Here is a 15,500-nt window from a genome sequence, read left to right on the forward strand (position 1 = left end):
GCGCAGCCACTCCAGGTAGTCCAGACAGTCCGCATCGGTACGAAACCAGGCCTGGAACTCGCCGACCGATCTCGGATAGTGCACACCGGCACGAGGGTGATCCACCACCCCAGCCTACTCCGGTTAAATGGATACCCCCAAACTCATCGCTCGCGTGTCGGTGGCAGCCCGTCACGAACGCCGGTGCCGACCGCCACCGGAGCAACGTCGGCGGTGGTGGCGTTCGGTTGCTGCTGTCCCTGACGTCCCGCGCGACATCCCCCGAAGGTTTCTGTCCGGCGAAGCCGAGCCTGGGCCGTCGGGAGTCGAGCGTCAGCGAGAAGACCAAGGCTGCGGAGCCAGGCCCGCAGAGTCTCACGTCCAGCGAAGCCGTCCCCTGGGCCGTTGGGAGTCGAGCATCAGCGAGAAGACCAAGCTCGTGGAACGAGACCCCACGAAGTACAGGAGCGCGCCTCCGCTCGCCCATCGGTCAACCGCCAGGGTGTGCTGTGTCGCGTGATCAGCCGGCGACGTCGAGCAACACGCCGGCCAGGCGTGCCGCAGCGTCCGGTTGCGCCAGCGCGCGGCTGGCCGCTGCCATCGCACGCCGCCGCTCGTCGTCATCGAGAAGCGCGGTGATCTGTGGGACCAGGAGGCGTGGCGCCTCGTCGTTTCCGACCATGACAGCGGCACCACGCGAGACGAGCCACTCGGCGTTGTACCGCTGATCCGAGAACGCCCCCGGGACGACGACGGCGGGCACCCCCGCGGCCGGCAGCTCGGCCATCGTGGACGCGCCCGCGCGGGCGACACACAGGTCGGCCGCGACGAACGCATCGATCAGGCGGTCCCCGAGGAAGCCGTGGACCTCGTAACGTTCCTGCAGCTCCGCCGGCAGCCGGGACCTGCGCTCCAGCATCGCCTCGAGGTCCAGGTCCCCGCACACGTGGACGAACCGAGAGCGCGCCAGCAGCTTGTCCAAGCCCTCGGCGACGGCGTGGTTGAGCGTGCGCGCGCCGCGGCTGCCGCCGTACAGCACGAGCAGCGGCTCGGCGTCGGCGTCGAACGACTTGCGGGCAGTGGTCCTGTCCGTCCTCGCAAACGCCGTGCGCAGCGGGTAGCCAGTGACCACGGCACGATCGGCACCGACGTGTTCGACGGCGGCGTCGAACGCGCACGCGATGCGCGTCGCGAGCGGGCGCTGCGCGCGCACGGCAACGCCGGGGCGGACGTCGGGCAGGAAGACCACGACTGGGATGCGCAGCAGCCAGGCCGCAGTGGCGACAGGCACGCTGACGTAGCCCCCGGTGGTCAGCACCACGTCGGGCCGCACGCGCCGCAGCGCACGCAGGGCCTGGATCAGGCCGGCGGTCAGCTCGCCAATCGAGCGCAGCAGCCGGTCGGGTCGCTGTCCCCGGACGGCACCCGAGCGGACACCGACGAACGGCAGGCCGGCCGTGGCCACGATGCGCCGTTCCATGCCGTCAGGCGTACCGATCCACGTCACGTCAGGGGACGGGCCCGGCCAGTCGTCGAGCAGCGCGAGCGCGGGGTACACGTGGCCGGCGGTCCCGCCGCCGCAGATCACCAGGCGCATGGCATCACGGGTGCGCGCCGACGTCGGCGTCGGACGATTCGAGCTGGTCAACGGTCATGAGCACCTGTCGCGCCTTCGACCCCTCCGACGGCCCGACCACACCGAGCTCCTCGAGCTCGTCCATGATGCGTCCAGCACGAGCGAAGCCGATCTTGAGCTTGCGCTGCAGCATCGACGTCGAGCCCAGGCCGGAGCGTACGACCAGCTCGCGCGCGGCGCGCACGAGGTCGTCGTCGGTCGCGTCGTCACCGGTCACGTCTGCGATCATCGCGTCGCGACCCTCCCGGATGATGCCCTCCACGTGCTCCGCCTCACGCTGGCTCTTGCAGTGTGCGACGACCTGCTCGACCTCGGTCTCGCCGACGTAGCAGCCCTGCAGACGGTGAGGCTTGGAGGCGTTCGCGGGCATGAACAGCATGTCGCCGTCGCCGACGAGCTTCTCGGCCCCGCCCTGGTCGAGGATGGTGCGGCTGTCGGCCTGCGTCGCCATCGCCAGCGCGATGCGTGACGGCACGTTGGCTTTGATCAGTCCGGTGACCACATCGACCGACGGCCGCTGCGTCGCGACGACCAGATGGATGCCCACGGCGCGCGCCATCTGGGCGATGCGCACGATGTGGGACTCGACGTCACGCGGTGCGACCATCATCAGGTCGGCGAGCTCGTCGATCACGAACAGCAGGTACGGGTAGGGCCTGGCCTCGTCGTCCGCGACAGGCCGGTCCGGGTCGTTGCCGCCGCCGGCACCGGGCAGCAGCAGCCGCGACCGGACGCGCCCCTCGACGACCGCCTTGTTGTACGAGTCGACGTTGCGGTATCCGCGCTGGGCGAGGACCTCGTAGCGCGACTCCATCTCCTCGACCGTCCACTGCAGCGCTTCGGTGGCGCGCTTGGGATCGGTGATCACCGGCGTCAGCAGGTGCGGTGCGCCCTCGTAGCTGGACAGCTCGACACGCTTCGGGTCGACCAGGATCATCCGCGCCCTTGCGGGCGACGACCGCATCACGATGCTCGAGATGATCGAGTTCATCGTCACCGACTTGCCCGAGCCCGTCGCCCCGGCGATCAGCAGGTGCGGCATGGTGGCCAGGTTGATCATCACGGGGTTGGTCGAGATGTCGACGCCGATGCCCGCCGCGAGCGGGTGTGGCTCGATCTGGGCCTCGGGTGACCGCAGTACGTCGCCCAGGGTGACGAGGTCGCGCTCGCGGTTGGGGACCTCGATGCCGATCGCGGACTTGCCGGGGATCGGCGCGACGATGCGGATCTCGGGTGTCGCAAGGGCGTAGGAGATGTCGTCGGCCAGCCGGGTGACCGCGGCGACCTTGACGCCCGTCCCGAGCGAGATCTCGAACCTGGTGACTGTCGGGCCCTGGGCGATCTTCGACACCGAAGCGTCGACGTTGAACTGTGCAAGGGTGCGCTCCAGAGACCGGCGCATCTGGTCCCGGCTCTTCCTGTTGCCGGTCGCCACACGGCCGGTGCGCAGCAGCTCCATCGGTGGCAGCTGGTAGTCGGCCCACGGATCATCGGCGCCCGGGGGTGCGAGCTTGGTCGGGCCCAGGGTCGTCGCCTCCGCGCTGGTCACGTCGACACGGCGCGGCAGCATCTGGGTGTCCAGCAGCTCATCGTCGCGGTCGCCGTCGTCCTGCGGTTCGGGAGGCTCGGGTGGTGGGACCGTGGCGGTGTCGGCGGCGTCGATCGGACGAGTGTCGTCGGCGACGAGCTCGGCGCGATCGAGGGTGTCGTCCGCACGAGGGTCCCGCCGCTGGCGGACACGCTCGCGCAACCCCGACCAGAACGTCGCGGCCGTCCCCGCGATCTCTCGAGGCGGCGTCGCTGTCAGCACCATCACGCCTACGGCCAGCAGTGCGACCAGCACGACCACCGCCCCCCACATTTCCGCGACCGTCATCAGCGGGACTGCGGCGGTCGCACCGAACCACCCTCCCGCGGCATGCAGCTCCGGTGGCGGCGCGCTCCACGCTGGGGCGCCGCGAGCCAGGTGCCACAGACCAGCCAGGGAGAAGGTGGTGATCAGCCATCCTCCGACGAGGCGCACGTTGCCAGGCCGCGCCGGCCGCAGCAGCATGACGCCCGCCGCCGCCAGCGCCGGTGGCGCGAGCAGGCCAAACACGCCGAACAGCCCACGGAACAGCAGCTCGAGGAAGCTGCCGACCAGGCCGGCGGCGTGCAGGTACAACCCGAGGGCCGCCAGCGGCGCGACGATCAGCAGCGCGACGCCCCACCCGTCACGCCACATGTCGCGCTGCTGCTGCGACGTGCGGTGGGACGTCGTCCGCTTCGTGCGCGCGTTCGACCTCCGCGCCGACCTTCGCTTCGACGTGGACGAGCGAGTGGCGATCGTCACACCTCCACGATCAGCGGATGGATGATCGGCCGGCGGCCGACCTCGTCGCGCCAGAAGCGCGCGAGGGTCTGCACGACCAGACGGCGCACGACGGCGGGGTCACCCTCGTGCCCGCGGTCGGTCAGCTCACCGCGCAGGACCTCGGCGCCCTTGGCCAACAGGTCGGCGTGCTCCTTCTCGTAGATGATCCCGCTCTGGGTGACGTCGATGTCGCCGACGAGGTGGCCACGCGAGTCGATGACGATCGACGCCACGCAGATGCCGTCGTTGGACAGGCGGTGGCGGTCGCGGAGCACCGCATTGCCGACGTCGCCGACACCCAGGCCGTCCACGAAGACGCGCCCTGCCGTGAACCGTTCGCCACGGCGCACGACGCCGTCGGTGAGCACGACGCGGTCACCGTCCGAGCACACCAGCACCTGGTCGGCGGCAACCCCGGTGTCGCGTGCGATGTCGGCGTGCACGACCAGGTGGCGGTACTCGCCGTGCACCGGCACGACCGCCGACGGGCGCACGATGTTGTGGACCATCCGCAGCTCGTCGGCCGACGCGTGGCCGGACACGTGGATGTCTGCCACGCCCTTGTGCACGACGCGCGCCCCGCGACGGAACAGGTTGTTGATCGAGCGGTAGATCGCGTGCTCGTTCCCCGGGATCACCGACGAGGCCATCACGACCGTGTCGCCCACGCCGATTGTGATCTGGCGGTGCTGGCCGACCGCCATGAGCGACAGCGCCGCGAACGGTTCCCCCTGCGAACCCGTGCACACGATGACGACCTCGTCCGGCTCGAGGCTGTCGACCTGGTCGAGCTCGACGATGTCGGCGTCGTCGTAGTCGAGGTAGCCAAGATCACGGGCGATCGCCGTGTTGCGCACCATCGAGCGGCCGACGAAGCAGGACCGCCGTCCCTGCTCACGGGCCGCCGTCAGCACCTGCTGCACCCGGTGGATGTGGCTGGCGAACGTCGTGACCACGATGCGGCCGGTCGCCTCGGCGAACACTTCCTGCAGCGTGTGACCGACGACCCGCTCGCTGGGGATCAACCCGGAGACCTCGGCGTTGGTCGAGTCGGCGAGCAGCAGCGCGACGCCGTCGTCACCGAGCGCCGCCAGGTGGGGCAGATCCGTGGGGTGGCCGTCGATCGGTGTCTGGTCGAGCTTGAAGTCGCCGCTGTGCAGGACGGTGCCGTGGGTCGTGTGCACGGCGACGGCGAGGCTGTCGGGGATCGAGTGGTTCATCGCGACGAACTCGAAGTCGAACGGGTCCGCCTTGATCCGCTCCCCCGCCTCGACCTCGATCAGTTCCGCCTCGACGTCGGGGTGTTCCTCGAGCTTGGCGCGCAGCAGGCCCAGCGTCAGCTTCGTCGCATAGACGGGCATGGACCCGAACTCGCGGAGGAAGAACGGCAGTGCGCCGATGTGGTCCTCATGGCCGTGGGTGAGGACCACGCACTCCAGGTCCTCGGCGCGATCGCGCAGCACCGACCAGTCCGGCAGGATCAGGTCGATGCCGTAGTGATCGGCGTCAGGGAAGATAAGCCCGACGTCGATCAGGGCGATCCGTCCATCGACCTCGATCGCCGCCATGTTGGCGCCGATCTCGCCGAGGCCACCCAGGAACGAGATCTCGACCGGCGGGCTCACGCCACATCCCCCTCGGCCGACGCCGCGGTGGCGCCTGGGTGCGAGGGGCAGCGGTCACGTCCGCGGTGGGTCGGTCGAAGATCCGGGCACACGCCGCGGAGGTGACCGTCGCCCCGAGCACTCATGACGCTCCTGCGGCGATGATCCCCGCCGACGCCAGCGCGGTACGCATCGCGGTGATCGTCGCGTCGTCGGCCCGAGCCAGCGGCGGGCGAACCGGACCACCCGGCAGACCGGCCATGTCCAGGCCGACCTTCAGTGGCACGGGGTTGGACTCGACGAACAGCGCCTGGAACAGCGGCAGCAGCGCCAGGTGCTCGGTCCGCGCGGCCGCGGCGTCGTGGGGGAATCGCTCGATCATCCTGGCCAGTCGGTCGGCGACGAAGTGCCCGGCCACGCTCACGACGCCGACGGCGCCGACGGCCAGCAGCGGCAGCAGGTCGATGTCGTTGCCGGCGTAGATGTGGAAGTCGTCGGGCTTGCGGGCGACCAGCCAGGCGGCCTTGTCGAGGTCCTTCACAGCGTCCTTGACTGCGACGATGTTGTCGACCCGCTCCGCGAGCGCCAGCAGTGACGCCGGAGGGACCTCGGCGGCGGTGCGCCCCGGGATGTTGTACAGCAGCACTGGCACGTCGACGGCGGCGGCGACCGTGGCGAAGTGGGCCTCCAGCCCCCGTGTCTGTGGCCGGTTGTAGTACGGGGTGACGAGCATCACCCCGTCGACGCCTCGGGCGGCGGCCTCGGTCGCCAGCTCGACCGTGGCGGCCGTGTCGTTCTTGCCGACGCCGGCGACGACATGGGCGTGGGAGCCGGCGGCGTCGACCACCGCCGAGAAGAGGTCGAGCGTTTCGGCGTGGGTCAGCGTGGGCGACTCACCGGTCGTGCCCGCGACGACGACGCCGTCGTTGCCGCGCTCGGCGAGGTGGTGGGCGAGCTTCTGGGCGCCGTCGATGTCGAGCGTGCCATCCGGCAGCATCGGACTGGCCATCGCCGTCAGCACGTGTCCGAACGCGGGCATGGTCATCACCTGCAATCGCTCTCTGAGCTCGTTGGTCCGGCGAGGCCGGTCCACCCCGTAGTCGGTGGGACCAGGCTCCGCGAAGGTCTGCACAGCCTGGTGCCGCCGTCGTGCGCCGCCACGCCGCTCTCGAGCAGTCTAGCTGGCGCACCTTGCGCGACCGCGTGACCTCGACGGTCGCCCAGCGCCTCCGGGCTCAGCTGGACAGCGTCGCGCGGCGTGCGTCCGCCCTGCGCTCCGCCTCCAGCCGGCCCAGGCCGGCGCCGGAGTGGTCAACGTGCTCCATCATCGCGGCGATCGCGTGGTGTCCGGCGCGCTCGGCGATCAGGTGATGCATCTGCTGTGCGGCGCGACGGTACGACGCGTGGCCCTGCGGGGCGGTGCGCAGCTCGAGCAGGTGCATCGCGGCGCGGGCGTTGAGCTGGATGCTGTAGCGGACGCGCCACGCGAAGCCGACCGCATAGGGCGCGACCCGCGGCCGATCGGCCAGCAGCGACGCCCACAGCCCGGCCTGGCGCTCCAGCGTTGCGTCCCAGACGTCCGTAAGGCCGCAGGCGTCGAGCTCCTCCGGCGTCTCGTAGCCGTGACGGCAGGACAGCTCCTGCCACTCGATCGTGCACATGCGGTGGCGTTGCAGGTCGCGGAACGCGCCGTAGTCGCCGCAGATGTCGAAGCGGTACCTGGCCCGCTCGAGCGCCCGACCCGGCTTGTGCCGCCGGTTCGCGCGGTCACCGACGTAGGCGCGGATCAACGCCACCCGTTCGTCGGCCGTCATCTCGGCGACCCGCAGCCGCAGGGCGTGCTCGCTGACGTGGGCGTGGGGGTAGAGCATGCCGACGAGCACGTCGTCCTCGGCGTCCGGATCGAAGTCGACCAGCGTCACCTCGGGCTGCACAGGGTCTGGTGCGATGGCGTCGAGCAGCTCGGACGCCACCTGCCGGGTCGCGGACCGGGTGTCGGCCAGGTAGCGGGACCACTGGACGCCGCGGTCCGGGCGGTCGACGCGCTCCAGGAACGCCGGGATCACGGTGCGCAGCTCCACCAGCAGCTGTGCGCCCAGGTCGCGCGCCTCGGCCAGGTCGTGCGACGCCAGGCGCAGCAGGAGCTGTTCGTAGGCCTGGCCCGAGGCGTACATCCCCACGTTGGACGTGGTGGCCGCGGGCAGCAGGCCGCGCAGCAGGTCGCAGGCGCGGGCGTTGATGCTGGCCCGCCACGCACGCTCGGTCGTCTCGTCGTCGCGAGGATGGACGCGGGCCAGCCATGATCGTGCGACGGGAAGCGCCGCCGCGTAGGCGTCGAACACCGCATCGAGGGTCTCGACGTAGCGCTCGGCAGCCGAGTCGCCCGCGAGCTCCGCCGGCCGGTGGTAGCGGTACCGCCCGCCGGGCTTGTCGTCGTACGCCATGTAGCGCGTCGACTGCTCGAGATAGGACGCCAGGCGGCCCCACTCGACGATCTTGGTCGCGACGTTGGAGATCTGCTCGATGGCCACGTGGGCGCCACCGAGCTGGGCCACCGAGTCGTCGCCGTACTCGACGAATACGCGCTGGTACATGCGCTCGGCGCGCCGGCCGCCGGTGCCGCCCGCCGGCACCTGCGCGTCGAGGTCGTCGCGGAACTCGTCGACCAGCAGCCTGCGCAGCGGCCGCGGCGAACGCGAGTACCGTGCGAACACCGCACCCTTGGTCGCCTCGGGCAGGTTGTGCAGGACGAACACGTCGCGGTCGGTGTTGCTCACGAATGGCGCGAGCAACTCCTGCTCCTCAGCGCTGAGCTGGTGTTCGTTCACTGCGTGCTCCCGTCAGGAGGTCTGCATACGGTACGCCGCCGGGTGTCCGGGGCCGCGTTGCCGAGCGTAGCGAGCGTGCGCCGCCGCCCGGGGGCACCACGCTCAGCCGGCCGTGCCGGCGGTCCCGATTCCCGTGGTCGAGACGGCGGGCACCACCACAGCTTCGAGGGCCTCGATGCGCGACGACCTCTACATCGGCGGTCGCACCGGTTCGGATCTTGTCGAGCCGGTCATGCTCGACAGCGCCGGCCTCACGACGCCGGTGTGATCGTCGGCATGACCGGCTCGGGGCAGGACGGGTTTCGCGGTCACGCTGCTCGAGGAGGCGGGCCTGCCCGGGATCCCGGTGCTCGCGCCGATCTGAAGGGTGACCTGGGCAACCCGGTGCTGCGCTTCCCGGAGCTCGCACCCGAGCAGCTCGCACCCTGGGACGCCGACGCCGACGTCGCCGGGGTGGGCGGCGAACGCGGCGGCGGCCGCTGCGGCGGTCGTCGAGCACTGACGCTCGGGCCCGTCGGGCTGGAACATGGACCGGACCGAATCGCACATCCGTCCGGGGCGGCCGACGTCACGATCTTCACGCCGGGCTCGACCGCCGGCGTGCCGTACCGCCGACCGGGGACGTCCCGCCGATCCCACGTTGGAGCGCGTCCCCACAACAGTGTCGGCACGCGACACGGGTGCCGCAGACCCGGGCAGTCGGATGCGCCGCGGATGGCCGTGTCGCATCTACAGCAGGGCGTCGAGGCCGACGGTCAGACCGGGCAGGTCGACGATCGCCCGAACCGCCAGCAGCACGCCCGGCATGAAGGAGCTGCGGTCGATCGAGTCGTGGCGGATGGTCAGCGTCTGCCCGGTCGCACCGAACACCACCACCTGGCTGGCCACCACACCCGGCAGGCGGACGCTGTGCACCGGCACGTCGTTGCGGTCCAGGCCCCTGGCAGGGTGACCGGCCGGGCCCGGCACCGTCACGGGCGCCGTGCGGCCCGCCGCGATGCGCGCCGCTGTACGCAGCGCCGTGCCGCTGGGCGCGTCGGCCTTGCCCTCGTGGTGCGCCTCGATGACCTCGGCCTGCGGCAGGTGCGCGGCCACCTGCTCGGCCAGCCGCATCATCAGCACCGCACCGATGGCGAAGTTCGGCACGACCATGCAGTTCGCCGCGCCCGTGCGCCGCTCCAGCTGCGCCAGCTGGCCGTCGTCCAGCCCGGAGGCACCGACGACCGTGTGCACGCCGTGGTCGAGCAGCCAGCAGGCGTTGCCGAAGACCGAGTCGGGCTGTGTGAACTCGACAGCGACGGCTGCACCCGCCTCCACGACCGTCTCCAGTGCGTCGTCGGACCCCACGCGGGCGACCAGCTCGAGGTCTTCCTCGGCATCGACGGCGTCGCACGTGACGGCGCCCATCCGCCCGAACGCCCCCACCACCGCGACCGACAGCACGGTCACGCCGCCAGGCGGTCGCTGAAGCCGACGAAGCGGTCCAGGTCGCGGTCGTCGAAGGGTCCCACGATCGCTAGCGACCAGTCGTGGCCGAACATCGCACGTGTGACCTCGGCGATCGCCTCGTGATCGACCGCGTCGATCGCAGCCATGATGTCGTCGAGCGACAGCAGCGGCAGCCCGCAGACCTCGGCACGACCCAAGCGGGTCATGCGGCTGCCCGTCTCCTCGAGGCCGAGGATCAGTGACCCGGTCAGTGCCCCCTTCGCCGCCGCCAGTTCGTCGTCGTCGAGGCCGTCGGCCAGCGCGCGGGCGAGCTCGCCGCGCACCACCTCCAGCACCTCGTCGACGCGCTCGACCGCGGTTCCGGCGTAGACGGCGTGGTAGCCGACCTCCGCCTGCGACGACAGGTAGCTGTAGACCGAGTACGCCAGCCCGCGCCGCTCGCGCACCTCCTGGAACAGCCGGGACGCCATGCCGCCACCCATCGCCTGCTCGAGCACCTGGGCGGCGAAGCGCCGGTCGTCATCGCGGGCGAAGCCGACGCCACCGAAGCAGATGTGGGCCTGCTCGGTCGGCCGCGTCCGCACGCCGACCGGCCGTGCCGGTCGTTCGATCGCGAGCAACCGGCGCGGTGGCGGTGGCCCCGGCGGGCCCCAGTCGGTCAGAGCCGCCGCAACGAGGTCGCGGACGTTGTCGTGCTCGATGTTGCCCGCGACCGCGACGACCAGGTGCTCCGCCACGTACCGCGACCGGTAGTAGGCGTACACGTCGTCGCGCGGCACCACCTCGATCGTGCCGGCGGTTCCCAGCACTTCGCGTCCCAGGGGGTGGGCGCCGAACAGCGCTTCGCTGAACACGCTGTGGACCAGGTCGTCCGGCGTGTCGCGGTGCATCCGGATCTCCTCGAGGACCACGGACCGCTCCGCCTCGACGTCCTCTGTGGACAGGACGGCCGACGTGACCATGTCGGCGAGCACGTCGACCGACAGCGCCAGGTCACGGTCGAGGCAGCGCGCGTGGAAGCAGGTGTACTCCTTGCTCGTGAACGCATTGAGGTCGCCGCCGACGGCCTCGAGCGCTCCGGCGATCTCGGCCCCCGAACGGCGCGCCGTCCCCTTGAACAGCAGGTGCTCAAGGAAGTGGCTGGCGCCCGCGACCCTGGCGTCCTCGTCGCGCGCGCCCGTGTTGATCCAGAATCCGACACTGACCGAGCGGACGTCGGGCATCCGCTCGGTCACGAGCCGCACACCGGAGGGCAGAGTGGTACGGCGGATGTCCGGCGTCGTCGACCCGTCCGCCACGTCGTCGTCCAATCGGTGCTCCCTCGTTCGCTGCCGGTGCAGGTGCGCTCGTCGCGGCCGCGTGCCCCTGGGCGACCATCTGCGACGCCTGAGCGGACGTCGGCGGCGGGGCGCCCCCGCCGTTCGACTGCGTCAGACGCGCCGACGACGCCGACGGCGCACCGTCGAGTCCTCGTCGCCGCCGGGCGTGCGCTCGCGCGTCCGCTGCCGGTCGGCATCGCCGTCGCGGGTCCGCGTGCGGTGCCGCTCGCCGCTGTCGGCCGGTGGTGCGTCGTCCGACGCGGACGACGCGCTGGTGACCTCGCTCCAGTCCTCCGCGGCCGCGTCGCCGCCGTCCTCGACGAGGTCGAGCGAGAACTTGCGGCCGTCCCGGACCTGCACGACCTCGACCCACAGCTGGTCGCCAACGCTGACAGCCTCGTCGGCGTGCGCCAGCCGCTTGTCGCCACCAAGCTTGGAGATGTGCAGCAGCCCGTCGCTGCCGGGGGTCAGGGTCACGAACGCGCCGAAGTCGGTGGTCTTGACGACCGTGCCGAAGTAGCGCTCGCCCTCGCGGGGGATCACCGGGTTCGCGATCGCGCGCACGCGCTCGAGCGCCCGCTCAGCCTTGCTGGCGTCCGCGGCATAGATCTTCACGACCCCGCGCCCGTCCACGTCGTCGATGTCGACGTCTGCACCGGACTCCTCGGTGATCTCGCGGATGATCTTGCCCTTGGGCCCGATCACCTCACCGATCTTGTCGGCTGGGATGTACTCGACGATGACCCGCGGCGCGTGGGGGTTCATCTCGGCGCGCGGCGCGGGGATCTCACTCGTGATGACGTCTAGGATCTCCATCCGCGCGTCCCGGGCCTGCGCGAGGGCGTCGCCGAGCACATGGGCGGGGACGCCCGACAGCTTCGTGTCGAGCTGCAGCGCGCTCACGAACTCCGACGTGCCGGCCACCTTGAAGTCCATGTCACCGAACGCGTCCTCGGCGCCCTGGATGTCGGTGAGCGTGACAAACCGGTCGTCCTCGGAGATCAGCCCCATGGCGATCCCGGCGACGGGGGCGTGAATCGGCACACCGGCGTCCATCAACGACAGCGTCGACGCGCACACGCTGGCCATCGACGTCGAGCCGTTGGAGCTGAGGACCTCGCTGACCAGCCGCAGCGCGTAGGCGAAGTCGTCGGCGTCGGGGATGACCGGCAGCAACGCCCGCTCGGCGAGCGCGCCGTGGCCGATCTCGCGGCGCTTCGGGCCACGCATGAACCCGGTCTCACCGGTCGAGAACGGCGGGAAGTTGTAGTGGTGGATGTAGCGCTTCTCTTCGTCGGGCGAGAGGTTGTCCAGCCGCTGAGCCTCGCGCAGCATCCCCAGAGTCAGGATGTTGAGAACCTGGGTCTCTCCGCGCGAGAACAGACCCGACCCGTGCGCGCGCGGCAGCACGCCGGCCGCCGCGGACAGCGGACGGATGTCACGCGGACCACGACCGTCGATGCGCACGCCGTCACGCACGATGTGCTGGCGGATCAGGCGCTTCTCGAGCGAGCGGAAGGCGTTGCGGCCCTGTTTCTCGAGCTCGTCGTCTGGGACGTCGACGTCGCCGGCGTCGGCGAACACGCCGTCCAGTGCCTGCTCGCGCAGCGCGCTGATGCGCTCGTTGCGCGTCGACTTGTCGAGCGCGCCGTCGGCCAGCACCGCCTGCAGATCGGCCGACACGGCCTCCTCGACCGCGGCGAACACCTTCTCGTGATAGGCCGGGAAGCGTTTGAAGTCGTCCTCGGCGCGCTCGGCCTGCTTCGCCAGGCTCATCTGCAGGTCGCAGAGCTGACGCAGGTAGGTCTTCGACTCCTCGATCGCGGCGGCCACGACATCCTCGGTCGGCTTGGTGCCACCGGCCTCGATGAAGTCGACCGCGTTGCCGGTCGCCTCGGCCTCGACCATGAGGATGTCGATCTCGTCGCTGCTGTGGTTCAGCCGACCTGCGACCACGAGGTCGAACACGGCCTCGCTGTCGAGGAAGTCGAAGCCCGGGAAGGCGGTCCAGCTGCCGTCGCGCGACATCGCCATCCGCACGCCCGCCACAGGCCCGTCGAACGGGGTCCCGGCCAGCAGGGTGGCCATCGACGCGCCGTTGATCGCGAGCACGTCCGGCGGGTTGACCTGGTCGGCCGACAGGGTCGTGATGAGGATCTGGACCTCGTTGCGCAGGCCGTCGGCGAAGGTCGGCCGCATCGGACGGTCGACCAGCCGGCAGGTCAGGATCGCCTGCTCACTGGGCCGGCCCTCACGCTTGAAGAAGCCGCCGGGGATCTTGCCCGCGGCGTACATGCGCTCCTCGTAGTCGACCGTCAGCGGGAAGAAGTCCAGATGCTCCTTCGGGCGACTCGACGCCGTCGAGGTGACCAGCAGGATCGTCTCGCCGATCGATGCGACGACCGCACCGCCGGCCTGGGCGGCCAGCGTTCCGGTCTCGAAGCGGATCTGGGCGTCGCCGATCGTGCCGACGACCTCGGTACTGCCAAGTTTGCTCATTATCGGGGAAACCTCTCACACTCTCTGGATACGTGTCCGGCGAAGCCGTCCCTGGACCGTTGGAAGTCGAGCGTCAGCGAGACGACCAAGATTCGTGGAACCAGGCTCCGCGAAGAGGTCAGCGTGCCCGGTGGCGACGCCAGTTCCCAGTGGACGGACCAGCACCGGCGGTGCTGAGCCTTCCACTGACAGCTGGCGCACACATGCGGGCACGCGGACCGGATATGACCGACGCCGAGCCCGACGGGCGGGCCCGGCGTGTTGTTCTTTCACCGACGCAGTCCGAGGCGCTTGATCAGCGTCCGATACCGCTCGACGTCGGTCTGTTGCAGGTAGCCGAGGAGCCGGCGGCGGCGGCCCACCATCTGGAGCAGACCGCGGCGCGAATGGTGGTCCTTCTTGTGGGTCTTCAGGTGTTCGGTGAGGTGGTTGATCCGCGCCGTCAGGAGCGCGACCTGCACCTCCGGCGAGCCGGTGTCGTGCTCGTCGGTCGCGTACTCGGCGATGATCTGCTGCTTGTCAGCGATGACCGCTCTGCTCATGTCTCGTCTTCTTCGCTTCCCTCGTCGTGGCACCAGCGGGCCGCGGTACCTACAGCTCGACGCTGGCGTCGATGGTGTGGTGCGGATATGCGTGCGAACGGCTGCGCGAACCGATGAGATTGTCACGCCCTGGAGGAGGCTCCGGGCACACCACGGACGCCATACTAACAGCTTCGCGGCGCCACCGGACCAACCGCATCACCCCACGTCGGCCAGCGCGCGACGTGCCTCGCGGACGTCGCCGTCCATCGCACTGATCAGCTCCTCTACGTCGGCGAAGCGCCGCTGGCCGCGCAGGAACCGCCGCACATCGACGGCGACCTGCAGGCCGTAGAGATCCTCGTCGAAGTCCAGCACGAACGTCTCGACGCGAAGGTTGGCGCCGTTGAACGTCGGGTTCGTCCCGACACTCGTCACGGCCGGCAGCCGACGACCGTCCGGGTGCTCGAACACACCCGCGTACACACCGGGCGCCGGTACCACGACACCGTTGTCGACCGTGAGGTTGGCGGTCGGGTACCCGAGCCCGCGGCCCCGGTGGTCTCCGTGCACGACCGTGCCGTCGATCACGAACGGCCGGCCCAGCAGGCGCGTGGCCTCATCGACCGCACCACGCTCGAGCGCCGCCCGGATGCGCGTCGAGCTGATCGGCTCCTCGTCGACCGCCAGCAGCTCGACCCCGTCGACCGTGAACCCGTCACGCGCGCCCACGCCGGCCAACAGGTCGACGTCCCCTGCGGCGCCGTGGCCGAAATGGAAGTTGCGACCCACCACCACGTGGCGTGCGTCGAGCGCCGACCGCAGGACCTGCGCGATGAACGTCTCGGCCGGCATCATGCGGAGATTCTCGTCGAACGGCAGCACCACCACGACGTCGGGGCCGACGTCTGCCAACGTCTGCGCACGACGCGGCGTGGTCATGAGCAGCGGTGGGACCTTGTCGGGACGCACGATCTGCAGCGGATGCCTGTCGAAGGTGACCACGACGCTGCGTAGGCCATGCGTGATGGCGTGGTCGAGTGCGCGGTCGACAATCGCTCGATGCCCGAGGTGGACGCCGTCGAAGAAGCCGATCGACACCGCCGAGGGCCTCGGCGGCACTGCGGCGAGGTCCCACGCCACGGTCGCGCCGGTCACGTCATGTGACCTACCGCTGGCGCTGTCTGAGGTCATGTCATGTGACCTACCGCTGGCGCTGTCTGAGGTCATGTCAGGTGACCTACCGCTGGCGCTGTCTGAGGTCATGTCATGTGACCTACCGCTGGCGCTGTCTGAGGTCATGTCATGTGAC

Annotated in this window: 10 protein-coding genes; all 10 read right to left on the bottom strand. The window is 70.5% G+C overall.

Annotated elements, in window-relative coordinates; all coding sequences use genetic code 11:
• Nucleotides 1-499: 499 nt before the first annotated feature.
• The gene (locus tag VK923_17780; protein HSJ46531.1) at nt 500-1,576 is read right to left on the bottom strand and encodes a UDP-N-acetylglucosamine--N-acetylmuramyl-(pentapeptide) pyrophosphoryl-undecaprenol N-acetylglucosamine transferase; all 1,077 of its coding nucleotides are present in this window, start codon (nt 1,574-1,576) and stop codon (nt 500-502) included.
• 4 nt (nt 1,577-1,580) lie between these two features.
• Nucleotides 1,581-3,839, bottom strand: coding sequence for a DNA translocase FtsK (locus VK923_17785; protein HSJ46532.1), 2,259 nt, complete (start codon nt 3,837-3,839; stop codon nt 1,581-1,583).
• Nucleotides 3,840-3,943: 104 nt separating this feature from the next.
• Complete coding sequence (locus VK923_17790; GenBank protein ID HSJ46533.1) at nt 3,944-5,593, bottom strand: ribonuclease J; 1,650 nt, start codon at nt 5,591-5,593, stop codon at nt 3,944-3,946.
• Between the two features lie 121 nt (nt 5,594-5,714).
• On the bottom strand, nt 5,715-6,611 hold the full coding sequence (gene dapA / locus VK923_17795) for a 4-hydroxy-tetrahydrodipicolinate synthase (protein ID HSJ46534.1): 897 nt from the start codon (nt 6,609-6,611) through the stop codon (nt 5,715-5,717).
• A gap of 196 nt (nt 6,612-6,807) precedes the next feature.
• A complete protein-coding gene (locus VK923_17800) occupies nt 6,808-8,400 on the bottom strand; it encodes an FAD-dependent thymidylate synthase (protein HSJ46535.1) in 1,593 nt (530 codons plus the stop codon).
• A gap of 729 nt (nt 8,401-9,129) precedes the next feature.
• Nucleotides 9,130-9,849, bottom strand: coding sequence for a 4-hydroxy-tetrahydrodipicolinate reductase (gene dapB / locus VK923_17805; protein HSJ46536.1), 720 nt, complete (start codon nt 9,847-9,849; stop codon nt 9,130-9,132).
• On the bottom strand, nt 9,846-11,159 hold the full coding sequence (locus VK923_17810; protein HSJ46537.1) for a pitrilysin family protein: 1,314 nt from the start codon (nt 11,157-11,159) through the stop codon (nt 9,846-9,848). Before VK923_17810 ends, dapB begins: the two co-directional genes overlap by 4 nt.
• Before the next feature lie 120 nt (nt 11,160-11,279).
• Entirely contained in the window at nt 11,280-13,667 is a 2,388-nt protein-coding gene (locus VK923_17815) for a polyribonucleotide nucleotidyltransferase (GenBank protein HSJ46538.1), read from the bottom strand.
• A gap of 269 nt (nt 13,668-13,936) precedes the next feature.
• Entirely contained in the window at nt 13,937-14,209 is a 273-nt protein-coding gene (gene rpsO, locus VK923_17820; GenBank protein HSJ46539.1) for a 30S ribosomal protein S15, read from the bottom strand.
• Nucleotides 14,210-14,407: 198 nt separating this feature from the next.
• Nucleotides 14,408-15,382, bottom strand: a complete 975-nt coding sequence (locus VK923_17825) for a bifunctional riboflavin kinase/FAD synthetase (protein ID HSJ46540.1) — start codon at nt 15,380-15,382, stop codon at nt 14,408-14,410.
• Between the last annotated feature and the right edge of the window lie 118 nt (nt 15,383-15,500).

It is taken from the genome of Euzebyales bacterium, from assembly GCA_035461305.1.
In the GTDB taxonomy this organism is placed as follows: Bacteria; Actinomycetota; Nitriliruptoria; order Euzebyales; family JAHELV01; genus JAHELV01.

Bases quoted from the DNA above. Each gene is read 5' to 3' on its own strand.
- VK923_17780 (HSJ46531.1), bottom strand. From the start codon at position 1,576: ATGCGCCTGGTGATCTGCGGCGGCGGGACCGCCGGCCACGTGTACCCC.
- VK923_17785 (HSJ46532.1), bottom strand. From the start codon at position 3,839: ATGTGGCGTGACGGGTGGGGCGTCGCGCTGCTGATCGTCGCGCCGCTG.
- dapA (HSJ46534.1), bottom strand. From the start codon at position 6,611: ATGCCCGCGTTCGGACACGTGCTGACGGCGATGGCCAGTCCGATGCTG.
- VK923_17815 (HSJ46538.1), bottom strand. From the start codon at position 13,667: ATGAGCAAACTTGGCAGTACCGAGGTCGTCGGCACGATCGGCGACGCC.
- rpsO (HSJ46539.1), bottom strand. From the start codon at position 14,209: ATGAGCAGAGCGGTCATCGCTGACAAGCAGCAGATCATCGCCGAGTAC.
- VK923_17825 (HSJ46540.1), bottom strand. From the start codon at position 15,382: ATGACCTCAGACAGCGCCAGCGGTAGGTCACATGACGTGACCGGCGCG.